Here is a 20674-nt window from a genome sequence, read left to right on the forward strand (position 1 = left end):
GCCATGCCGGCTTACCTGGTCGATACGGATGTAATCGTTGCGGCGCGCAAGGGCAGCGCCGCGCCGGCGGGAGTGGCCGATTTTTTCGAGCGGGTGGCGCCCGAGGCGCGTTATGTGCCGGTGCAAGTGATCGCCCAATTGCGTGCAGGCATACAGTGCTGCTGGCGGCGCGAAGCGGCGCTGGAAGCATTGGCGCTGGAAGGCTGGCTGGAAGCCGTGCTGGCGGAATATGCGCCGCGGCTGCTGGAATTCGACCTCGATTGTGCGCTCGTATGCGCGCGTCTGCATGGCCGCGGCCACGCGCATGGCGTCGATGGACAGATCGCGGCGATGGGCATCGCCTATGGCTTGACGGTGGTCAGTGGCAGGCTCGACAGTTTCGTGGCGCAGGGGCTACGCCTGGAAAATCCGTTTAGTTGAGGCTCATTGGGGCTTACTGCGGCTTGTTGTCTTCATCCGCGAGCGGATCTTCGAACGGATCGGCGGCGGGGATCGTGTATTTCTCTTCGGCCCAGGCACCAAGGTCGATCTGCTTGCAGCGTTCCGAGCAGAAGGGGCGGAATTTGTTGGCTTCAGTCCATTCGACTTTGGCGGCACAGGTAGGGCAGTTAACGACAGTCATGATGGGGCAAATAAGTAGCAGTTAAAAATTACAGAGCGTGAGCTCGAACGGGACATCTTCTTCCAGCGGCTTGGGTTTCAAGTCGCCGCCCTGGGTTGTGAAGCGTACCCACAGCATGTATTTGTTGGCGGAAATTTCCGGGATGGCGCCGCTGTTTTCATCGAGGCTCAGGCGCAGCATCTGGTACACCTTGCCTTGCAGCATTTGCTGGTAGCTGCCGCCATTGGCGATCAGTTTAACGGGTCCGCCGGAATCGCGCAGCAGGCGCAAGACGAGGGCCAGCGCATCGAACAGCGGCGCCAGCGGGGCGAACCACGCGTGGATATCGGTCAGGCGCTGTTCGGAGCTGCGTTTTTGCCAGGCAAAATACGACGGCAAGTCGAATTCGCAGGCGCCGCCCGGGATGATGGTGCGGCCGCGGATGCTCATCAGCCATTCATTGTCGCGGATATTCTGGCCCGTCTTGCCTTGCGCCGCCACGAGGGCGCCGCTGACACTGTCGAGTTCGCCGAGGATGGCATCAAGGGTTTCCGGTTCCACATTCGGATTGCTGCGGTAACCGAGCAGACTTTGACGCTGGCGCTCGAGCTCCTGCAGCAGGTCGGACTTCAGGTCGGCGCGGCCTGCCACTTCGAGCATATCGAAAATGGTTGCCAAGGCAACATGGTGCTGCATTGCATGCTCTTGCTGGATGAAGAACTTGAATTTGTCGTACAGGTCTTCCAGCCGCAACAAGGTACGTATGCGTTCGTTGAAAGGGTATTCGTAGACAATCAAAATAATTCCCTTAAGTAAGGACCTGCAAACAATCCCGTGATTTTGAACCAAGCGTCGACAAATTACAAACGTTGCGGGGCCATTCCAGCCATTCTTTTTGAAAATGCCAGATATAAATCGTGCAACTGGGCAATCTGCGGTGCCAAGGACGCCAAATCGCCGTTGTTGTCGATCACATCGTCCGCCGCCGCCAGGCGCATGGCGCGCGTGGCCTGCGTGGCCATGATGGCTTTGACTTGTTCTTCAGATAAGCCATTGCGCGCCATCACGCGCGACACTTGCAGGCTTTCCAGGCAATCGATGACCAGTACCCGGTTGACCCGCTCCGCCCAGCCGCCGGACTCGACCAGCAGGGGGACGGCAAAGATCACATAGCTGCCCGTCGCTGCTTCGGCCGCAGCCAGGGTGGCCTGGCGGATGCGCGGGTGCAGGATGGCTTCCAGTTTCGCCTTGGCGGCAGCGTCGGAAAACACGAGGTTGCGCATTTTGCTGCGGTCGAGGGCGCCGCGCGCATCGGCGTAGCCGGCGCCAAATTCCGCCACCAGGGCCGGCATGGCGGCGCCATTGGGCGCTGTCAGGCTGTGGGCGATCTGGTCGGTGTCGACGATGGAGGCACCGCGCGCGGCGAACATGTCGGCCACCGTGCTCTTGCCGCAACCGATGCCGCCGGTGAGACCGACGCTGAAATAAGGGACGTTGTGTCGTTGCATGTATTTATCCATAGGGGCGCAGTGCAGCGCCGGTCAGCCGGTCAGGCCCAGTGTAAGCCGCGACAGGGGCGCGCCGTACAGCAGCGCGATCAGGCCCGCCGCCGCCAGGTAGGGGCCGAACGGGATCGGTTTGTCGCGCCCGCGCTTGGCAAACACGATCAGGCCGATGCCGACCACGGCACCCACCAGTGACGACAGCAGGATGATCGTCGGCAGCATGGTCCAGCCCAGCCACGCACCGAGCGCAGCCAGCAATTTGAAGTCACCATAGCCCATTCCCTCCTTGCCTGTCGCCAGCTTGAAGGCCCAGTACACGGCCCACAGGGCCAGGTAGCCGGCGGCCGCGCCGATGACGGCCTCTTGCAGGGGCACGAAAGTACCGTTGATATTGACCAGCAGTCCTGCCCACAGCAGGGGGAAGGTGAGGTCGTCCGGCAGCATTTGCGTATCGGCATCGATGAAGGTCATGGCGATCAGCAAATACGCGAACACAAGCGTGGCCAGGCCCGTCCAGCCGCTGCCGAAGTGCCAGATCAACAGGGCCGACAGCGCGCCCGTCAGCAGCTCGACGAGCGGGTAGCGCACGGAAATCGGCGCCTTGCAGGCGCTGCACTTGCCGCGCAGCAGCAGGTAACTGAGGACGGGAATGTTTTCCGTGGCGGTGATGCGGTGGCCGCAAGCGGTGCAGTTCGAATGCGGCAGCATCAGGTTGTAGCGGTCCGTGTGCGGCAAGGGCAAGCCGCTTTCTTCCGCCACGTAATTGTCGGATTCGCGCTGCATCATTTTCGGCACGCGGTGGATCACCACGTTGAGGAAGCTGCCGACGATCAGGCCGAACAGGGCGGCGACGAGGGCGACGGGCAGGTTGCCGGGCGCGGCGAACAGCAGGGTATCTTGCAGCATGGTGGAATTGTCTGAGGTGATGATGTTGCCGCGCAAACATTGCCTGGCACTGCCGCAGTGTAAAACATCTGCCGGTGCATGGGGACGTTTTGCGCAGGACGAACGGTCAAATCACGGCCCCGAGCTTGAAAATCGGCAAATACAAGGCGATCACGAGGGAACCGACCAGCACGCCCAGCACCACCATCAGCGCCGGTTCCAGCAGGGCCGAGAGGGTGGCCACGGTGGCGTCGATGTCCGCTTCGATGATGTCGGCCGCGCGCGACAGCATGGCGTCGAGGGCGCCCGATTCCTCGCCGATCAGGGCCAGTTGCGTGAGCAGCGGGGGAAACACGGCGCTGTGTTCCATGGCCAGGGCCAGGCTGCCGCCGGCGCGGATTTCGCGCTCGATGCGGACCGTTGCCTCCTGGTACAGCGCGTGGCCGGAGGCGGCGCCCACCAGGCCGAGCGAGTCGAGCAGCGGCACGCCGGCGGCGAACATGGCGGCCAGGGTGCGCGTCCAGCGGGCGATCGCCGCCTTGCGCAAAAGCGGGCCGAACACGGGCAGGTGCAGCGCCCGCAGTTGCGTGTTGCGCCGCAGGGCGGGCCAGCGGCGCCAGGCCAGGCGCAGCAGCACGCAAGCGGACACGAGCGCCGCCAGCAAGGCCAGCCAGTAATGGACGAGGAAGGCGGACACGCCCATGACAACGAGGGTGGGCAGCGGCAATGGCGCGCCGAAGCTGTCGAAGACCTGGCGGAAGGCGGGCACGACGACGCTCATGATGATGGCCGTGACGACGATGGCGACGAGCACGATGACGAGCGGATACATCAGCGCGCCGCGCACCTGCCGCCGCAAGGCGATGGCTTTTTCCTGGTGGGTGGCCAGGCGCGCCAGCAAGTCTTGCACGATGCCGGCCTGTTCGCCAGCCGCCAGCAGGTTGCAATACAACTCGTCAAACAGCAGCGGAAACTGGCGAAATGCCTGCTGCAGACTGCTGCCCGCTTCGATGTCGTGGCGCAAGTCGCGCATCAGTTCCGTGACGGCCGGTTTGGCATGGCCCTTGCCGGCGATGTCGAAGGCGTGCATCAGCGGCACGCCGGCCGCCATCATGGTCGACAGCTGGCGCGTGAACAGGGCGATATCCTTGTGTGTGATGGCTTTGCCGGGCGCGGCGCGCGGAGCTTTTACCTTGCTGGCAAGGATGCCCTGGCGTCTGAGAGCGGCCTTGGCCGTGGTGGCGTCGGCCGCCCGCAAGATGCCATCGACCGCCTTGCCATGGCGGTCCGTGCCCTTCCACGCAAAGCGCCGCTCGGCCGCCATGTGCACCTCCTGCCGTCACGGTAGCAGCGGCAGGCCAAAGCGCCAGCGGCGCTGGCGGCAAACTTGATGTGGCTCAGCCTTTCTTGGTTTGCACTTCCGTCTGCACAACGGCCTGGGCTTTCACATCGGCCGCATCTTCCTCGTCGCTGTCCGTGCCCTTGCTGATGCTTTCGCCATCGTCGCGGCGCAAGGTCCAGAACGTCAGCGAGGACAGCACCGTCAAGGCGGCCAGGGTCAGGAAGGCGTGGTGCAGCGCCGTGCTGAGCATGGCGCGGTCCGACTGCGGCATGTCGCCCAGGTACCAGCCCGTGATCAGCGAACCGAAGGCGAGGCCAAAGCTCATCGACAGTTGCTGCATCGAACTGGCGATGGTGCTGGCCATGCTGGAGTCAGCCTTGTCGACGTCGGCATACGCGATGGTGTTCATGCTGGAAAACTGCAGCGAATTGAAAAAGCCCATGCACAGGCTGATGGCGACGATCACGTACAGGGGCGTGCCCACGCTTACCTGGGAAAACATGGCGATGGTGACGCCGATCAGCACGGTGTTGACGATCAGCACCTGGCGGTAGCCGAAGCGGGCCAGCACGCGCGCGGAAATGAATTTCATGCCCATGGCGGCGGCCGCCGACGGCATCATCAGCAAGCCCGACTGCCAGGCGGGCAAGCCCAGGCCCAGCTGGTACAGCAGCGGCAACAGGAAGGGCAGGCCGCCCACGCCCAGGCGCGTGACGAAGCCGCCCACCACGGAGACGCGGAAGGTGCGGATCTTGAACAGGGTCAGGCGCAGCAGCGGGTGCAGCACTTCGCTCGAATGCCAGGCATACGCGGCCAGCAGGCTGATGGAAATGAACAGCAGCACGGCAAACGAGGTGCCGTCGATGCGGTGTTCGCCGAAGATTTCCAGCAGCCACGACAGCAGCGCGATGCCCGTGCCGAACAGCACCAGGCCGATCAGGTCCAGCGGACGAGGCTTGTCGCCATAGTAGTCGGGCATGTAGCGGTGCGCCAGGTACAAGGCCACCAGGCCGACGGGCACGTTGACGAAGAAAATCTCGCGCCACGACAGCCAGTGCACGATCAGCCCGCCCACCGTGGGCCCCAGCAGGGGGCCGATCAGGGCGGGGATGATGACGAAATTCATGGCCGCCAGCAATTGTGACTTGGGAAAGGTGCGGATGATAGTGAGCCTGCCCACCGGCATCATCATGGCCGCGCCCACCCCTTGCAGCAGGCGCGCGGCCACCAGCATTGGGGCATTCACGGACAGGCCGCACAGGATGGAAGCGATGGTAAAGATGGCTACGGCGGCGGAAAACACGCGCCGCGTGCCGAAGCGGTCGGCCATCCAGCCGCTGATGGGAATGCACACGGCCAGACTCAGGATGTAGCTGGTGACGACGGCCTTCAGGCTCAGCGGCGTCACGTTGAGGCTGGCGGCCATGGCGGGGATGGCGGTGTTGACGATGGTGGAGTCGAGTTGCTCCATGAACAGGGCGGTGGCGACCACCCAGGGAAGGTAGCTTTTAATCGGGGAACTGGTCATGGATGCGAGCCTGAGGAGGAAAAACGGAGCCGACAGTACGACGAATTGTCACATAAATGGCGCAGGCGTGCCGCCCGCGCCTTTCATTTTGGCAGCGTGCCGGGGCAGAGTCCATGGAACATTTGTTCCATGGCAATAGATTGCGGGCACGGCTAGCATGTGTTTTCCGGCCTCTTCTTTCCCCGAAAGTCACACCACATGAAAAATACATTTACGTTCCTTGTCCTGGGCGCGGCCCTGTCCGCATGCGGTGGCGGCAGCGACGGCGGCACGCCGGCAGCACCGGTCACGCCGCCTGTCGTGGTCACCCCCGTCGCCGACCCCGTGACGGTCGCCTCGCAAGCGGTCGCGGCCCAGGCTGGCCTGGCCGTGATCGCCGGCGCCAATGGGGACGAGACAGTGTATGACGTGGCCGCCGACATCGGCGACACGTGGCGCATCACGTTCGACAGCGCAAAGAAAACCTACGCCATCCGCGTGCTGTCGACGCAGTTCGGCCTGGTCGACCGCAGCGGCACGTTCAGCGCTGTCACCACTGGCCATCTCACCACCTACACGGCAACGGATTTCAGCGTCACCGTCGACGCACGCACGCGCCTGCTGACGGGGACCGTGAAACTGGGCAACATGCATTCCAACGTCAGCGGCACCGGCTATGCCGTCACGGACGTGGCCAAGCTGGCCGGCAACTATATCTTCCTCGGTGCCATGCGCAATGCTTCGAACGGCGGCGACCGTTTCAATCCGAAAGGCAGCCTCAAGGTGGTGGCCGATGGCAGCGCGCAACTGTGCAATGGCGGCGTGTTCAATGCGCAAGGCGCGTGCTCCGCGGTATCGCCACAGCTGGAAGCGGAAAACGCCAGCCTGACTTTGGTCCGTGACGCCGCGCGTGGCCTGATCATTGCCCGCCAGGGTGACCAGGACTTCGGCATCGTGCACGTGCACGCGGGGGACCGGGGGCTGGCGCTGTTCATCGACCGCTACAGCCGCAACCAGCAGAACGTGCTGCGCGTGGGCATCATCGTGGCCGCCAAACAGCAAAAGATCGGCGCCGAAATCGCCGGCAGCTACGCCTGCGCGGCGCCGGGCATCAGCGCGAAGATCATGGTGGCCGGCAGCACCGCCACCATCACCAACAACACCGCCGGCAAGACGCATGCGGAAACCATCACCATCAACAAGCTGGGCCTGGGCGCGCAGGCCGTCGATTTCGATGGCATTGCCGTGTTCAAGGACCCTGCCGACGTGCCGGCGGATTACTCGATGTTCATGCCGGTGTCGTCGAGCATGGCGGTCGAATTTTCGACCGACCGCTCGTATATGGGCACGTGCCTGAAAAATTAAGAGGTGCCGCCACGTGCCTGTTTGAGTAGGTCGGGTTGGCCGGTACGGCGTAACCCGACATTACCATCAGCGTGGCAGTCGTTCCAGCGCATCCATCAACGGCATCGCCGCGTCGGCGATGCGATCCAGGCTCGCCTCGCGCAGGGCGGCGGTATCCACCGTGTGGCCGGAGTCCAGCCCGGCCCAGCGCAGCAGCGCCGAACACGCGGCGGGTGTGTCGAACATGCCATGCAAATAGCTGCCGAGGATTTGCCCGTCGCCCGACACGGCGCCTTCCGGCCGCCCATCGATGAGAAAGGCCGGCTGCGCCAGCGCCGCGCCATGCGAGAGTCCCATGTGGATTTCATAGCCTGCCACGCGTGCACCGGCCGCGCCGGCAAACGCACAGTGGCCGCTCACCTGTTGCAGCCGTTTTTCGCTTGTCAGTTCCGTCACCATGTCGAGCAGTCCCAGTGCCTTTGACTCGCCCGCCGCGCCTTCCACGCCCAGCGGATCGCGCACGCTTTGCCCCAGCATCTGGAAGCCGCCGCAGATGCCCAGCACCTTGCCGCCGTAGCGCAGGTGTTTTGCCATGTAGGCGGGCCAGCCTTGCTGTTGCAGCCAGGCCAGGTCGCCGCGCGTGTTCTTGCTGCCAGGCAGGATCACCAGGTCGGCCGCCGGAATCGGCTGCCCCTGCTGGATGAATTGCAGGTCGACCTCGGGGTGGGCGCGCAGCGCATCGAAGTCCGTGTGGTTGCTGATGCGCGGCAGTTGCGGCACCACCACCTTGAAGGCGCCCCGTTCGGCCTGCATTGCTTCGACGGCGTCCTCCGCGTCGAGGAACAGGCCTTGCAGATAGGGCAGCACGGCCAGCACGGGTTTGCCCGTCTGCTGTTCGAGCCACTCGATGCCCGGTTGCAGCAGCGAGATGTCGCCGCGGAAGCGGTTGATGACGAAACCGACGATGCGCGCCCGTTCGCTGTCGGACAGGCACGCCAGAGTGCCGATGATGTGGGCGAAGACGCCGCCCCGGTCGATGTCGGCCACCAGGATCACGGGGCAGTCGACGGCTTCGGCAAAGCCCATGTTGGCGATGTCGCGCGCGCGCAGGTTGACTTCGGCCGGGCTGCCCGCGCCTTCGACGACGACGGCATCGTATTGCTGGCGCAAGCGCGCGTACGATTCCAGCACGGCGCCCATGGCGATGGTTTTATATTGCTGGTAGTCGCGCGCATCCATCTCGGCGCGCACCTTGCCGTGGATGATCACTTGCGCGCCCGTGTTCGACGACGGTTTCAAGAGCACCGGATTCATGTCCGTATGCGGCGCGATACCGCAGGCCAGCGCCTGCAAGGCTTGCGCGCGGCCGATTTCGCCGCCGTCGCTCGTCACGGCGCTATTCAAGGCCATGTTCTGCGGCTTGAACGGCACTACCGTCACGCCACGGCGTTTCAACAAGCGGCACAGGGCCGCGACGACGGTGCTCTTGCCCGCGTCGGATGTCGTGCCTTGCACCATCAGGGCGGGGAAGGGGATCTTCATGCCTGCCGCTCCTGCCACTGCGCGATGATGTCGCTGATCTGGCGCAGCCCTTCGGTGATCGCCGCAGGGCCTGGCGACAGGATGTCGGGCGACTTGATCTCGAACAGCATGTCATTGCGTACGGCGGGAATCGCATCCCAGCCCGGGCGTGCCGCCAGTTGCGCCGGCTGGAATTTCTTGCCGCACCAGCTGGCCAGGATGATGTCGGGCGCACGTGCGACTACCGTCAAAGGATCGGCGATGATGCGTTCTTTCGCGCCGGGATGCGCGGACAGTTCCGGGAAGGCGTCCGTGCCGCCGGCGATCTCGATCAGTTCCGCCGCCCAGCCGATGCCGCTCATCACGGGATCGTTCCACTCTTCAAAGTAAATCACGGGCTTGCGCGTCCAGGCGGCGGCGCGGGCCCGGGCAGTGGCGATGTCCGCGCGCAGGCTGGCGATCAATGCGTTGCCCGCTTCCTCGCGCCGCACCAGCGCGGCCAGCACGGCGATCATGCGCAGGATGCCGTCCACCGTGCGCTGGTTGAACTGGTGCACTTCGATGCCGGCCTTGACGAGGTCGCGGCAGATATCGGCCTGCATGTCGCAAAAACCGATCACGAGATCTGGTCTCACTGCCAGGATGCGCTCCAGGTTCGTGGACGAAAAGCCGCTGATCTTGGTCTTTTCCTCGCGTGCGCGAGGAGGGCGCACGGTAAAGCCGGAGATCCCGGCGATGACGTCTTCGGCGCCCAGCGCGTACAGCGTCTCCACGGCTTCCGTCGACAAACAGGCGATGCGCTGGTAGTGACTCATTGAGCAGCCTTGGTGCGGCGCTGGCGGGCCATTTCCAGCTGTTCGCACATGGCGGCCGTGCCTTCGATCATGCGCGGGCCGGCGCGGTTCAGCAGGTCGCCATTCAGACGGAACAGATTATTTTTGCGCACGGCCGTCATCGACGGGAAGGCGCGCCACATGGCCAGACCGCCTTCGCTGCGCGGATCGCTTTTTTCGCTGGTGCCAAAGATGACTTCCGGGTCTTCCTGCAGCACGCCTTCAGGCGTGACGACGGGCGCCACCACCTTCATCGCGGCGAACACATTCTGGCCGCCGCATACGCGCATCGAATCGCTGATGATGCTCGCGCCGCTCAAGGTGTACAAGGGCTTATCCCACACCTGGTAAAACACGCGCACGGGCGGGCGCTGCGCGTATTGCGCCGTCAAGCTGGCCAGTTTGGCGCGCAGCTGGGCGGCGGCCGGCTTGGCGGTCTTTTCCGTGCCCATCAGCTGCCCCAGGCGCTCCATGCTGTCGGGGATATCGGCCAGCTTGCGCGGTTCGCTGTGATAGATCGGCACCTTCAACTGGCGCAGCATGGCGATCTGGCGCTCGGCGCTGCCATGCATCCAGACGACGATCAGGTCCGGCTTCATGGCGATGATGCGTTCCATGTCGTACTGGCGGTTGTCGCCCACCTGCGGAATCTTCTTGGCCGCTTCCGGGTAGTCGCTATAGCTGACGACACCAGCGATCTTCTCGCCGCCACCGGCGGCGAACAGCAGTTCCGTCACATGCGGCGCCAGCGCCAGGATGCGCTGCGCCGGCTTGGCCACGGTGACGGTATTGCCGTCGTCGTCGCGCACGGTGATGGCGGCATGCGTTTGCAACGAGACCAGTCCGGCCAGCAGTAGTGATATGTTCAGGGTTTTCATGTGTGCTTCCATGCGGTGAGGGCCTGCTGCAGGCGCAGCCAGGCGTGTTCGTCGGGGGGCAGGCCCAGGCGGATGCCGTGGGCGGCGTGGAGGAACAGGCGCACCCAGATACCCGATTCCGCCATGTGGCGCCAGAACGCTTCGGCGCGATCTTCGGGCCACCACTGAAACAGCGCCGTGCCGCTGCTGGCGATGCCGTGCGTGGCCAACAGCTGATGCAAGCGGTCGCCTTCGCCGCGCAGGCGTTCGCGCATCGCGTTTTGCCAGTGCGTATCGGTAAGCGCCGCCAGTGCCACCTGCTGCGCCGGACCGCTGACGGCCCACGGGCCCAGCATGTCGGCCAGCTGTCCCAGCAGCGCGGGATGAGCGGCGACAAAGCCCAGGCGCAGTCCCGCCAGGCCAAAGAATTTGCCGATGGAGCGCAGCACGATCAGGCCAGGCTGGCCCGAGTGCGGACCGAGACTGGCGTGGGCTTCCGTGTCGCCAAACGCTTCATCGACCACCAGCCAGCCGCCGCGCGCGGCCAGCCGGGTGGCCCATGCCAGCAGCAGTGCGGGGGAGATGCGTTCGCCCGTGGGATTGTTCGGATTGCAGACGACCAGCACGTCGCAGCTGTCCACCGCATCGGCCAGTTGCGCATACGGCACTTGGCGCAATTGGTGGCCTTGCTGGCCCCAGTGGTGCGCGTGTTCCGCGTACGAGGGCGCGGCCACCACCACGCGCGACGGCGCGCGCAGCCGGGGCAGGGCCTGGATGGCGGCCTGCGTGCCCGCCACGGGCAGCATGGCTGGCGCGTCATAGTAGCTGCAGGCGGCTGCGGCCAGCGCAGGATCGGACTCCGGCAGCCGGTGCCAGGCGTTGGCATCGGGTGCTGGCGCCGCATACCAGTGCGGGTTGATGCCGGTCGACAGGTCGATCCAGTCGGCCAGCGGTCTGCCATATTCGCGCGCGGCGTCGCGCAGGTTGCCGCCATGTTCAAGCAAGGTATTTCCCCTTCAGGTAGAACAGGCCCGCCAGCAGCGCCACCCAGATCAGCCACAGGACGGCCGTTTCCGCCACCAGGCGCCAGGCGCGGTCGATGTCGCGCGCTTCGGCCGGGCGGCCGGCACCCAGCGGCGGACGGCGTTCCAGTTCACCGTCGTAAATGGCGTCGCCGCCCAAGGCCAGGCCCAGAGCGCCGGCGCCGCTGGCCATCACGGGACCCGCATTCGGGCTGCCCCAGTTGGGGGCCTGGCTACGCCAGCAGTGCCAGGCGCGCTGTTTGTCGGCCATGGTTTTACCCAGCAGGACATACGACAGGGCCGTCAGGCGCGCCGGAAGATAGTTCAGAACATCGTCGATGCGCGCGGCGCAGCAGCCGAACCAGTCGTAGCGCTCGTTCCGATAGCCCCACATGGCGTCGAGCGTATTGGCCAGCCTGAATAGCACGGCGCCGGGGCCGCCCGCCACGGCAAACCAGAACAGAGTGCCGAAGACGGCGTCGTTGCCGTTCTCCAGCAGGGATTCCGTGCTGGCCTTGGCCAGGCTGGCCGCGTCGGCGTTGGCCGTGTCGCGGCTGACGATACGCGCCGTCAGCAGGCGCGCGTTGCCCAGGTCATCGATGGCCAGGGCATCAGCGATCGGTTGATTGTGGTCGCGCAGGCTGCGCAGGCCCAGACATAGATAGAGCAGGAAGACGTGGAGCGCCGCACCGGCCAGGCCGCACAGCCAGTAGGCCGCATAGCTGATCGGCAGCACGGCCAGCGACCACGCCAGCGCGCCGCGCAGCAAACGCCCGCGGCCCCGGTTCAGCAGGTGCTCGAGCGCGCTGGCGAGGCGGCCAAAGCCGACCAGCGGATGCCAGCGGCGCGTTTCTCCCAGCAGCATGTCGAGCAGCACGCCGGCCGTCATCAAGGCGGCCAGCATGGGTAGCGACAGGCCGCTCAGCATGGGCCGCCTTTCAGGTACAGGGGCAGGCCGGCGGCGACAAAGACAGCCTTGTCGCACACGGCCGCCACGGCCTGGTTCAAGCGGCCCGCTTCATCGGTGAAGCAGCGCGAGATGGCGCCGTAGGGCACGATGCCCATGCCCACTTCGTTCGAAACGAGAACGAGGTCGCAATCGGTCTCGCCAATTTCCGCCAGCGCGTACAGCAGGTGTGCACGCTCGCTGTGGAACAGTTCAGGCAGGGCGATGTCGCCCACGTCCGGATACGTCTCGCCAGTGGAAAACATCAGGTTCGTCAGCCACAGGGTCAGGCAGTCGACCAGCAGCAGGCGGCCGGGCCGTGCTTCCCGCAGGATGGCGTCGCCCAGGCGCAGCGGTTCTTCCAGGGTGGCCCACTCGGCCGGGCGCTGCGCACGGTGATGCGCGATGCGCGTGGCCATTTCACCATCGCCCGCCTGCGCGGTGGCGATGTAGAGTACTTCCCTGCCGGACTCGCGGGCCAGCTTTTCCGCATGGGCGCTTTTGCCGGAACGGGCGCCGCCGAAGACCAGGGTGCGCGTCATGGTGCTGTTACCACTCGGTGCCGATTTGTGCGCCGATGCCGGCCGCATACGCATGCTTGACGACGGCCATTTCGGTGACCGTGTCGGCGATTGCGATCAGTTCGTCCGGCGCGCCGCGGCCCGTGATGACCACGTGCTGCATGGCCGGGCGTTCCAGCAGGTCGGCGATGACCTTGTGCACGTCGAGGTAGTTGTACTTGAGGGCGATATTGAGTTCATCGAACAGCACCAGGCCATAGCTTGGGTCGGCCAGGAAGGTCTTCGCCTGTTCCCATGCCAGTTCAGCCTTTTCGATGTCGCGCTCGCGGTTCTGCGTTTCCCATGTATAGCCTTCGCCCATCGCATGAAAACTGATTTCGTCGGGGAAGCGGCGCAGGAATTTTTCTTCGCCCGTCGACATGGCGCCCTTGATGAACTGCACCACGCCCACTTTCATGCCGTGGCCCATGGCGCGGATGGCCATGCCGAAGCCGCTCGAACTCTTGCCCTTGCCATTGCCCGTGTTGACGATGATGATGCCGATTTCCTTGTCGGCCTTGGCGATGGCCGCGTCGATGATGGCCTTCTTGCGTTCCATGCGCACGCGGTGGCGCTCGTTGATGGCTGCGGTTTCCGCGTCGATGGTTTTGTTTTCGCTCATGTCAGTCCTCTTTCGGTATGAATATCTTGCGTTTGCCGTGATCGATGATCTCGATAGGGTGGCCCAGGTAGTCGCCCAGGATGGACGCCTGCATCACGTCGGCCACGGGACCTGCCAGCCAGCCGCCATCGCCCATCAGCAGCAGCGCATGGGTCGAGACGCTGTGCGCCAGGTTCAGGTCATGCCCCACCATGACCACGGTTTTGTTCTGTTCGCGGCACAGTCTGGCCAGCAGGCTCATGACGCTGACCTGGTGCGCCAAGTCCAGCGCGTTGGCCGGTTCATCGAGCAGCAGCAAGGGCGTATGTTGCGCCAGCATGGCGGCGATCGCCACGCGCTGGCGTTCGCCGCCGGACAGGCTGCGCACGTCGCGCTCGGCCAGGTGCTCGACTTCCATCGAGGCCAGCGCCGCCAGGGCGATGCGCTGGTCGTCGCTGCCTTCCCAATAGTGATTGTCGTGATACGGGTGGCGCGCCGACAGCACCGTTTCAATGACGCGGTACGAGAACGCGTCGTGGCGCGCCTGCGCCAGGAAAGCCCGTTCGCGCGCCAGCTCTTCCAATGGCCAGTCGATCAGGGCGCGGCCCTGTATCGTCACGTGGCCGGCATCCGGTTCGCGCAATCCGGCCAGGGTGCGCAGCAAGGTGCTTTTGCCAGCGCCGTTGCGGCCGATCACGCTCCAGCATTCGCCATCCTTGATTTGCCAGATGAGGTTTTCCACGAGGGAGCGCGTGCCCGCTTTCAGGCCGAGTTGGTAGGTGCGTATCATGCTTGTTTCATCCCCTGCGCAAGCGGTGCAATTGGTACAGGAAGACGGGCGCACCGATCATGGCCGTGACAACGCCGACTGGCAGCTGCAAGGGTGCCAGCACGGTGCGCGCCAAGGTATCGGCCAGTACGAGGAAGGTGCCGCCGGCCAGCGCGGTGGCCGGTATCAGCAGGCGGTGGTCGGGGCCGCAGGCAAAGCGCAGCGCATGCGGCACGATCAGGCCGACGAAGCCCACGCTGCCGGCGCTGGTGACGGCGCTGGCCGTAAGCAGGCCGGAACAGAAGAACAGTCCCTTGCGCAGCGCGCCCACGCGCACGCCCAGGGTGCTGGCCGCTTCCGCGTGCAGCGCCATGACGTTCAGCGAGCGCGCGCAGCGCAAGGCGAAGACGAGGGCGCCGGCCAGGACCAGCCAGGGCATCAGCCGCGCAGGTGCGCCGGACAGGTCGCCGATCATCCAGAACACCATGCTGCGCAAGCGGCTTTCCGGGGCGATGGACAGCATCAGGGTGACGATGGCCATGCAGGCCGAAGCCAGGATCACGCCCGTCAGCAGCAAGAGCGAGGCGCCGCCTTCGGCCGCCGTGCCGCCGCGCAGGTCGCGCCGGGCAAAGAAGTACAGCAGCATGGAGACGCCGACGGCGCCGGCAAAGGCGGCCGCGTCGACCACCCACAGCGCGCACATGAACAGCAGCGCGGCCAGCGCACCGACGGAAGCGCCGGCGGAAATGCCCAGCACATACGGGTCGGCCAGAGGGTTGCGCAGGAGAGCCTGCATCATCAGACCCGCCAGCGACAGCGCCGCGCCGGTGACAAAGGCGGTCAGCGCGCGGCCCAGGCGCAGGTCGAGCAAGGTGGCGGCGAGAGTGTCGGTCTTGCCCTGCAGGACATGGAACAGGGCGGAAGGCAGGTCGGCGAGCGGAATGGCGATCGAACCGATCATGCCGGAGAAAATCAGGCTGGCAATCGCGCACACGATCAGCACCGTGAGGATCACGGTGGCGCGGTGGCGCATATTGCGGAAAAATGGGTGCATGTACTGCCTTAGGTGAAGCGGGAGCGGTGCAAGTGGCTGGGGACTTCCTCAAGAAAAATGGCCCGCATGCGGTTGCGCGTACGGGCCATTGTAATCATCTCCGGGCCGATTTAGAAATCGTAGCGTGCCGAGATCTTCATCTGACGGCCATTGCTAGGATAGATGCCGCCTTTGCAGCTGAAGGCATTGGTGAAGTACTGTTTGTCGGTCAGGTTCAAGGCATTGACCGCCACTTCCCAGGCGCCGAACTTGCGTGCATAGCGGGCATCGAAGGTGGTGAACGATGGCACCTTGGCGTTGCAGGTATTGGCAAAATCGCTGCCGTAGCGCTGGCTGTCTACCCATTGCGCGCCGAAGTCCGCGCTTTGACCATCTTTCGGTACCCACGACAGGCGTGCCGACAGAGTGTTTTTCGGGATCAGGGTCAGTTCCTTGCCTGAGTTGACGCCTTCTGTAAAGGTCGCCTTCACGTGCTGGTAGTGGCCGCTGACTTTCCAGTCAGCCGCGATATTCGCACTGGCATCGAGCTCAAAACCCTGGTGCTTGGTCGGATCCAGGTTGGTGTTGGCGCCCCAGCCAAATTCACCTGCCGTCGGATCGTAATAGATCTCGTTGGTCAGTTTGTGGCGGAAGACGCGGGCGTCGATCTTGACGATGCTGTTGTTGTAGGTTGCGCCCAGTTCCAGATCGTGCGAGGTCTGGCCTTGCAAGGGCTTGTTTGCAACCGGCGTCGAACCGTTTTCATCGGCGGTAGCCACGCGATAGCTCTGACCGGCCTTGGCGTACAGATTCACCTGCGGCACGACATCGAAGCTGCCTTGCACGTCCCAGGCATTGAAGTTCTGCTTGCTGTTGTAGGTGGCTGTGGTGAACGGTACCGTATCAACGGAGCTCTTGTCGAAAGTTTCGTGGCGCACGCCAGCGGCAATGCGGAAGTTTTGCGGGCTAGCGAATTTCAGTTCATTGCGCACATAGAATGCCTGCGATTTCTGCTTTGCCTTGGCCTGGGTGTAAGAAGCGTTAGCTGACAGATCCCACTTGATAAAGTCGGCGCCTGCAACGATTTCATTGAGCATGCCATCAAACTGACCCAGGTGGCGCAGTCGTGGCGAGAACTGGTTTTGTTTGGTCTTGCGCTCTGATGGAGAAGGGCCAAAGCTGCTGAAATAGGTGGACTTTGCTGTCTTTTCGCGATGCGACAGTTCTGCTGCCAGATCAATGGTACCCAGGCGGCCTTCAGCGAATGCGGTGTAGCGGTCGCTATCGACTGAACCGAAATCTTTCAGTGTCTTCGCCTGACGCGGATTGTCTTCAAACTGGGCCAATGTGATTGAGCCAGGGAAGCGACTGTCCTGACGTGTGCTGTCGATACGCACACCTGCGCGGACATCCTTGTCCTGCCATTGCGCGCCGCCGCCGAAGTTGGTCTGTTTGTATTCGTTATTATCGCGATAGTTGTCGGTTTCTTGCTTGCCAACAGCGGCATCGAGAGTGACGTTATTCCAGGTTTGGGCCACGGAGCCGCGCACTTCGCGCTGGCCCAGTTGGCCCACTTCCGCAAAGACGGTGCCACGGCCAGCCTGCTTGCCTGGGCGCTTGGTCACGATATTGATCACACCGCCCGTGGCGCCGTCGCCGTACAGGACGCTGCTGCCGCCGCGCGTGATCTCGATGCGTTCCACGCTATCGATGGGAATGCTGGCCAATACTGGATCGGTCAGTTCATTTTCCGACAGGCGCACGCCATCGAGGACCACGACCGTGTTCTGGCTGGCGGTGGCGCCGAAGCCACGCAGGTCGAGGGTAAAGTCAGGGCTGCCGGTGAGGCTTTGACGGCCATAGACGCCGCCAATCTTGCGGATCGCCTGGTTCACATCGCTGATGCCCGCGCGGCGGATTTCATCGGCCGTGATGACGGTGGCACCGATCGGCTGCAGTGCCGGATCGCTGTTGAAGCGCGAACCCGTCACGACGATCTGGTCCAGCGTCTTGTTCGCCGTTTGCGCGAAAGCGGGAGCGGCAGCGATAAAGCACAGGGAGATGGCGGAAACCAGGGCGCGCGGCGCCATTGCCGGCGCGCGGCGGTGTAATACAGGAGCAGTCATGATATCGTTTTCTTCGGAAAAAGCATCCGGCTCGCGTCCCCGCAAGCCAGATTCAACGGAAGGCGCGGCACCCGGCAAGGCCCGCACTTCCACCTGTCCTGGCCGGTATCCGGGCTGGCAAGTGCGGCTATCCCACCTTCCCATGCTCAATGATTGCAAGCACAGTGGTTGTCAGAGATAGCTTGTCGCCCGCGTCCTGTTGGGAGGGGCGACACTTGCTTACCGTTGCGGGGGCAGCACACGTTCGCCGCGAGCGCGGCATCGTGTTTCCCGTTTAACTGCGCTCATGGACATGAACGCGGGCACCAAAACCCCGCCATTATACGTGCAGTGGGCGTGGACTGAAATGGCTGGCTGGGCGCTTCGATATCAGAAATCGACGACGACCGTCGCACCGTAGGCGATTTTATGGGAGGAACGGGCGGCCAGCAGGGCAGTTTCCTCCAATGGCAGCTGGGCTTGCAATGCCGACAGCAGGCGGATGGTGCCCGCATGGCAGATGATGATGGCCGTTTCGTGTTGTTCGCGCAACAGATCGCCTAAAAACGCATCGACGCGGGCAGCCATCGCCAGCACGTTCTCGCCGCCGCCGGGCCGGTACCAGGCCAGGTCGGCCGCCCAGGCATCGATGTCCGCGCGTGCAATCGCGTGCCAGGGCTGCATTTCCCATGCGCCGAAATCCATTTCCCCCAGCCGCGCATCAAGGTGCAGGGCGCTGGAGGGCAAGTCTTGCGCCAAAGCTGACGCCAGGCCGGCGCAGCGGCGCAGTGGACTCGTGTAGAGCGGCACACCGGCTGGCAGCGTTGCTTGCAAATGGGCGCGTACCGTGGCCATTTCATGCGGCGCCACCGCCACGTCGCTGCGGCCATAGCAGGTGCCGCTGGTCACCTGCGGCGTGGGGTGGCGAACGAGGATCAGGCGCATGCTTGTTCAGTAGAAGCGCAATGGAGGCTGGAAGCTGGAAAGGATTGCCAGGTAAATCGCCACTTCCGCCACCTGCTGTACGGCGCCCAGGCAGTCGCCCGTATAGCCTTGCAGGCGGCGCTGGCATTTGCGGCCCAGCCAGAATGCGGCAGCCGCCGCCGCCACGATAGCAAAGACCAGCGTGGCCCAATAGAATATTCCCAGCAGGCCGCAGGCGATGGCAGGTAGCAGACCGCAGACGGCGGCGATGATGAATTCTCCCGTAGTCATCTCCTGCGCCATCGGCTTGGCCTTGCCTTCATCGCGTGCATAATCCATGGCCCAGATCAGCGAGACGGCGGCCAGGCGCGAGAGTGGATGAGCGATGAATAAGGTGGCTACCACCGTGGCAGGCGGCAGCGAAACGAGCGCCGCGCATTTGATGGCCAGCAGGCACAGGATGCCGATCGCGCCATACGCGCCGATGCGCGAATCCTTCATGATTTCCAGCACCCGTTCGCGCGTCAGGCCGCCGCCGAAACCGTCGCACATGTCGGCAAAGCCGTCTTCATGGAAAGCGCCCGTCAGGTAAATGCCGGCGGCGACGGCCAGCAGCACGGCCACCGCCGAAGGCAGGAGCCAGCTTGCCAGCAGATACACGACGCCACTGATGGCGGCCACCACGACGCCCACCAATGGAAAGTAGCGCGAAGCGTGCTGCAGCCATGCTGGCTCGAAACCCACCCAGCGAGGGATGGGCAGGCGCGTGAAGAACTGCAGCGCGATGAAGAATAATCGGCATTGATGGATGGCGGCGGAAACGGGATTGGCCATCGTCTTAGTCTGGCGTGGACTTTTCGCTGACCTGGGCCGAGGCAAACGTCGCCATCTCGCGCATGAAGTTGACGGCCGCGTGCAGCAGCGGCAAGGCCAGCGCCGAACCCGTGCCTTCACCGAGGCGCAAATCGAGCTGCAACAGCGGACGTGCTTCCAGGCTGGCCAGCAACTGGCGGTGGCCATTTTCATCGGAGCAGTGCGAAAACACGCAGTAATCGAGAATGGCCGGCTGCAAACGGGCTGCCACCAGCAGGGCGCTGCTGACGATAAAGCCGTCGATCAGCAAGATCATGCGCCGTTCGGCCGCTTTGAGCATGGCGCCGGCCATCATGGCGATTTCGAAGCCGCCAAAGGTGGCCAGCACGTCGAGTGGCGCATTGACTGCCGCATGATGGGCGACGGCCGCTTCGATCACCTGCTGTTTGTGCAGTATCCCTTCCTTCGACAGGCCGGTGCCGGCGCCCACGCAGTCGGCGACCGGTGTTCGCGTCAGCTTGTGCATCAGTGCGGCGGCGGCCGTGGTGTTGCCGATGCCCATTTCGCCAAAGCCCAGCACATTACCTTCCAGTGTGGCGGCCAGGTCCATCCCTGCCTGCATGGCGGCCAGGCATTGCTCTTGGCTCATGGCGGATTCCTTGGCAAAGTTGCGGGTGCCAAGTCCCTGCTTGCGGTCGAGCAAGCCGTCGCGCGGGCCGAAATCGTGGTTCACGCCGGCGTCTACTATATAGAGAGCGCAATCTGCCTGGCGGGCGAAGACATTGATGGCGGCGCCGTTGCCGAGGAAGTTCTCTACCATTTGCCACGTCACGCTTTGCGGATAGGCGGAAATGCCTTCGGCGACGACGCCATGGTCGGCCGCGAAAACGATGATGGCGGGCTGGCGCAATGCCAGTTGCGTGCTTTGCTGGATCAGGCCGATCTGGCGGGCCAGGGTTTCCAGCATGCCGAGACTGCCCAGCGGCTTGGTCTTGCTATTGATGGCATGTTCGAGGGCGCTGGCCAGTGTTGCATTGGCGGTCGGTGAAATGTGTGGGATAGGCATGGGAATCAGGGTGGATGAGGCAAGGAATTGTCGGTGCTACGATATCACACAGCAATATTTGCCCAACTGCAAATTAGCGCTTGCGAGGTGTGCGGGGCAGGGCTATAATTCGCCCCCTCGCTGAACGACGCATGCAAATGCTGAATGAGACGAGAAAAAAGAAGGAGTTGACGGATTTAGCGAAATGCTTCATACTCTTCCTTCTTCGCAGCTGACAAACACAACGCTTTGTCGATAGCGCGAAAGTAGCACCGAATACAGTTCTTTAACAATTAACAGTCGATAAGTGTGGGCATTTGATGTAAGTGCAGCGTCAATCTTCGGATTGGCGTAATACTTAAAATATCAAATGTTCACAAGAAATAATGAAATAGGATACTTCTTCGGAAGTAGCCTGTCAGTTTTTTGAGTGAGCAAACACCTCGCAATGCGAGGGGTTT

21 protein-coding genes and 1 riboswitch are annotated in these 20674 nt (G+C 63.7%); of the genes, 2 read left to right on the forward strand and 19 right to left on the reverse strand.

Going from position 1 to position 20674, the window contains the following annotated elements; all coding sequences use genetic code 11:
• Window positions 1–3: 3 nt before the first annotated feature.
• A complete protein-coding gene (locus tag KO538_RS26325; protein WP_070305640.1) occupies window positions 4–420 on the forward strand; it encodes a hypothetical protein in 417 nt (138 codons plus the stop codon).
• A gap of 13 nt (window positions 421–433) precedes the next feature.
• Here KO538_RS26325 and yacG read toward each other — a convergent pair whose 3' ends face one another.
• The 6 genes from yacG to KO538_RS26355 all read right to left on the reverse strand — a co-directional run bounded on the left by yacG (window position 434) and on the right by KO538_RS26355 (window position 5861).
• A complete protein-coding gene (yacG, locus tag KO538_RS26330; RefSeq protein ID WP_034748814.1) occupies window positions 434–625 on the reverse strand; it encodes a DNA gyrase inhibitor YacG in 192 nt (63 codons plus the stop codon).
• An 18-nt stretch (window positions 626–643) separates the two neighbouring features.
• Window positions 644–1399: a cell division protein ZapD gene (gene zapD / locus KO538_RS26335; RefSeq protein ID WP_034748811.1), complete on the reverse strand. Its 756-nt coding sequence runs from the start codon at window positions 1397–1399 to the stop codon at window positions 644–646.
• Window positions 1400–1461: 62 nt separating this feature from the next.
• Window positions 1462–2109: a dephospho-CoA kinase gene (gene coaE / locus KO538_RS26340; RefSeq protein ID WP_219330135.1), complete on the reverse strand. Its 648-nt coding sequence runs from the start codon at window positions 2107–2109 to the stop codon at window positions 1462–1464.
• A gap of 33 nt (window positions 2110–2142) precedes the next feature.
• Window positions 2143–3012: an A24 family peptidase gene (locus tag KO538_RS26345; RefSeq protein ID WP_219330152.1), complete on the reverse strand. Its 870-nt coding sequence runs from the start codon at window positions 3010–3012 to the stop codon at window positions 2143–2145.
• 106 nt (window positions 3013–3118) lie between these two features.
• Window positions 3119–4315 (reverse strand): type II secretion system F family protein, encoded by a 1197-nt coding sequence (locus KO538_RS26350; protein ID WP_219330136.1) that lies wholly within the window; start codon window positions 4313–4315, stop codon window positions 3119–3121.
• A 73-nt stretch (window positions 4316–4388) separates the two neighbouring features.
• Window positions 4389–5861 carry a DHA2 family efflux MFS transporter permease subunit gene (locus tag KO538_RS26355; protein WP_257620598.1) on the reverse strand — a complete coding sequence of 491 codons (1473 nt, stop codon included), beginning with the start codon at window positions 5859–5861 and terminating at the stop codon, window positions 4389–4391.
• Between the two features lie 198 nt (window positions 5862–6059).
• Between KO538_RS26355 and KO538_RS26360 the strand changes: the two genes are divergently transcribed.
• The gene (locus KO538_RS26360) at window positions 6060–7205 is read left to right on the forward strand and encodes a hypothetical protein (protein ID WP_219330137.1); all 1146 of its coding nucleotides are present in this window, start codon (window positions 6060–6062) and stop codon (window positions 7203–7205) included.
• A 66-nt stretch (window positions 7206–7271) separates the two neighbouring features.
• Here KO538_RS26360 and KO538_RS26365 read toward each other — a convergent pair whose 3' ends face one another.
• From KO538_RS26365 to cobT, 13 genes are all read right to left on the reverse strand, one after another.
• Window positions 7272–8726 carry a cobyric acid synthase gene (locus tag KO538_RS26365; protein WP_219330138.1) on the reverse strand — a complete coding sequence of 485 codons (1455 nt, stop codon included), beginning with the start codon at window positions 8724–8726 and terminating at the stop codon, window positions 7272–7274.
• Window positions 8723–9520: an ABC transporter substrate-binding protein gene (locus KO538_RS26370; protein WP_219330139.1), complete on the reverse strand. Its 798-nt coding sequence runs from the start codon at window positions 9518–9520 to the stop codon at window positions 8723–8725. Before KO538_RS26370 ends, KO538_RS26365 begins: the two co-directional genes overlap by 4 nt.
• Complete coding sequence (locus tag KO538_RS26375; protein WP_070305625.1) at window positions 9517–10416, reverse strand: cobalamin-binding protein; 900 nt, start codon at window positions 10414–10416, stop codon at window positions 9517–9519. The genes KO538_RS26370 and KO538_RS26375 overlap by 4 nt, the downstream gene beginning before the upstream one ends.
• Complete coding sequence (cobD, locus tag KO538_RS26380) at window positions 10413–11399, reverse strand: threonine-phosphate decarboxylase CobD (protein WP_070305623.1); 987 nt, start codon at window positions 11397–11399, stop codon at window positions 10413–10415. The genes KO538_RS26375 and cobD overlap by 4 nt, the downstream gene beginning before the upstream one ends.
• A complete protein-coding gene (gene cbiB, locus KO538_RS26385) occupies window positions 11392–12345 on the reverse strand; it encodes an adenosylcobinamide-phosphate synthase CbiB (RefSeq protein ID WP_219330140.1) in 954 nt (317 codons plus the stop codon). The genes cobD and cbiB overlap by 8 nt, the downstream gene beginning before the upstream one ends.
• Window positions 12339–12905 carry a bifunctional adenosylcobinamide kinase/adenosylcobinamide-phosphate guanylyltransferase gene (gene cobU, locus KO538_RS26390; RefSeq protein WP_072456962.1) on the reverse strand — a complete coding sequence of 189 codons (567 nt, stop codon included), beginning with the start codon at window positions 12903–12905 and terminating at the stop codon, window positions 12339–12341. Before cobU ends, cbiB begins: the two co-directional genes overlap by 7 nt.
• A gap of 7 nt (window positions 12906–12912) precedes the next feature.
• Window positions 12913–13545: a cob(I)yrinic acid a,c-diamide adenosyltransferase gene (cobO, locus tag KO538_RS26395; RefSeq protein ID WP_139091651.1), complete on the reverse strand. Its 633-nt coding sequence runs from the start codon at window positions 13543–13545 to the stop codon at window positions 12913–12915.
• Window position 13546: 1 nt separating this feature from the next.
• Window positions 13547–14314 (reverse strand): ABC transporter ATP-binding protein, encoded by a 768-nt coding sequence (locus tag KO538_RS26400; protein WP_219330141.1) that lies wholly within the window; start codon window positions 14312–14314, stop codon window positions 13547–13549.
• 7 nt (window positions 14315–14321) lie between these two features.
• Window positions 14322–15347, reverse strand: a complete 1026-nt coding sequence (locus KO538_RS26405) for an iron ABC transporter permease (protein ID WP_219330142.1) — start codon at window positions 15345–15347, stop codon at window positions 14322–14324.
• A 110-nt stretch (window positions 15348–15457) separates the two neighbouring features.
• Entirely contained in the window at window positions 15458–17452 is a 1995-nt protein-coding gene (locus tag KO538_RS26410) for a TonB-dependent receptor (RefSeq protein ID WP_219330143.1), read from the reverse strand.
• 82 nt (window positions 17453–17534) lie between these two features.
• Window positions 17535–17777: riboswitch (cobalamin riboswitch) on the reverse strand.
• Window positions 17778–17821: 44 nt separating this feature from the next.
• Window positions 17822–18376, reverse strand: a complete 555-nt coding sequence (locus KO538_RS26415) for a histidine phosphatase family protein (RefSeq protein WP_219330144.1) — start codon at window positions 18374–18376, stop codon at window positions 17822–17824.
• Between the two features lie 6 nt (window positions 18377–18382).
• Complete coding sequence (locus tag KO538_RS26420; protein ID WP_219330145.1) at window positions 18383–19189, reverse strand: adenosylcobinamide-GDP ribazoletransferase; 807 nt, start codon at window positions 19187–19189, stop codon at window positions 18383–18385.
• Between the two features lie 4 nt (window positions 19190–19193).
• The gene (gene cobT, locus KO538_RS26425) at window positions 19194–20234 is read right to left on the reverse strand and encodes a nicotinate-nucleotide--dimethylbenzimidazole phosphoribosyltransferase (RefSeq protein ID WP_219330146.1); all 1041 of its coding nucleotides are present in this window, start codon (window positions 20232–20234) and stop codon (window positions 19194–19196) included.
• Between the last annotated feature and the right edge of the window lie 440 nt (window positions 20235–20674).

This window comes from Janthinobacterium sp. NKUCC08_JDC (assembly GCF_019345575.1).
Classification (GTDB): Bacteria; Pseudomonadota; Gammaproteobacteria; order Burkholderiales; family Burkholderiaceae_D; genus Janthinobacterium; species Janthinobacterium aestuarii.

Excerpts from the sequence above, each read along its gene's own strand:
- KO538_RS26350 (WP_219330136.1), bottom strand. The coding sequence starts at position 4,315 with ATGGCGGCCGAGCGGCGCTTTGCGTGGAAGGGCACGGACCGCCATGGC.
- KO538_RS26375 (WP_070305625.1), bottom strand. The coding sequence starts at position 10,416 with ATGAAAACCCTGAACATATCACTACTGCTGGCCGGACTGGTCTCGTTG.
- KO538_RS26345 (WP_219330152.1), bottom strand. The coding sequence starts at position 3,012 with ATGCTGCAAGATACCCTGCTGTTCGCCGCGCCCGGCAACCTGCCCGTC.
- cobU (WP_072456962.1), bottom strand. The coding sequence starts at position 12,905 with ATGACGCGCACCCTGGTCTTCGGCGGCGCCCGTTCCGGCAAAAGCGCC.
- KO538_RS26405 (WP_219330142.1), bottom strand. The coding sequence starts at position 15,347 with ATGCACCCATTTTTCCGCAATATGCGCCACCGCGCCACCGTGATCCTC.
- KO538_RS26355 (WP_257620598.1), bottom strand. The coding sequence starts at position 5,861 with ATGACCAGTTCCCCGATTAAAAGCTACCTTCCCTGGGTGGTCGCCACC.
- cobT (WP_219330146.1), bottom strand. The coding sequence starts at position 20,234 with ATGCCTATCCCACACATTTCACCGACCGCCAATGCAACACTGGCCAGC.
- KO538_RS26325 (WP_070305640.1), top strand. The coding sequence starts at position 4 with ATGCCGGCTTACCTGGTCGATACGGATGTAATCGTTGCGGCGCGCAAG.
- KO538_RS26420 (WP_219330145.1), bottom strand. The coding sequence starts at position 19,189 with ATGGCCAATCCCGTTTCCGCCGCCATCCATCAATGCCGATTATTCTTC.
- KO538_RS26415 (WP_219330144.1), bottom strand. The coding sequence starts at position 18,376 with ATGCGCCTGATCCTCGTTCGCCACCCCACGCCGCAGGTGACCAGCGGC.
- coaE (WP_219330135.1), bottom strand. The coding sequence starts at position 2,109 with ATGCAACGACACAACGTCCCTTATTTCAGCGTCGGTCTCACCGGCGGC.
- KO538_RS26370 (WP_219330139.1), bottom strand. The coding sequence starts at position 9,520 with ATGAGTCACTACCAGCGCATCGCCTGTTTGTCGACGGAAGCCGTGGAG.
- KO538_RS26360 (WP_219330137.1), top strand. The coding sequence starts at position 6,060 with ATGAAAAATACATTTACGTTCCTTGTCCTGGGCGCGGCCCTGTCCGCA.
- cobO (WP_139091651.1), bottom strand. The coding sequence starts at position 13,545 with ATGAGCGAAAACAAAACCATCGACGCGGAAACCGCAGCCATCAACGAG.
- KO538_RS26410 (WP_219330143.1), bottom strand. The coding sequence starts at position 17,452 with ATGACTGCTCCTGTATTACACCGCCGCGCGCCGGCAATGGCGCCGCGC.
- KO538_RS26400 (WP_219330141.1), bottom strand. The coding sequence starts at position 14,314 with ATGATACGCACCTACCAACTCGGCCTGAAAGCGGGCACGCGCTCCCTC.
- KO538_RS26365 (WP_219330138.1), bottom strand. The coding sequence starts at position 8,726 with ATGAAGATCCCCTTCCCCGCCCTGATGGTGCAAGGCACGACATCCGAC.
- cbiB (WP_219330140.1), bottom strand. The coding sequence starts at position 12,345 with ATGCTGAGCGGCCTGTCGCTACCCATGCTGGCCGCCTTGATGACGGCC.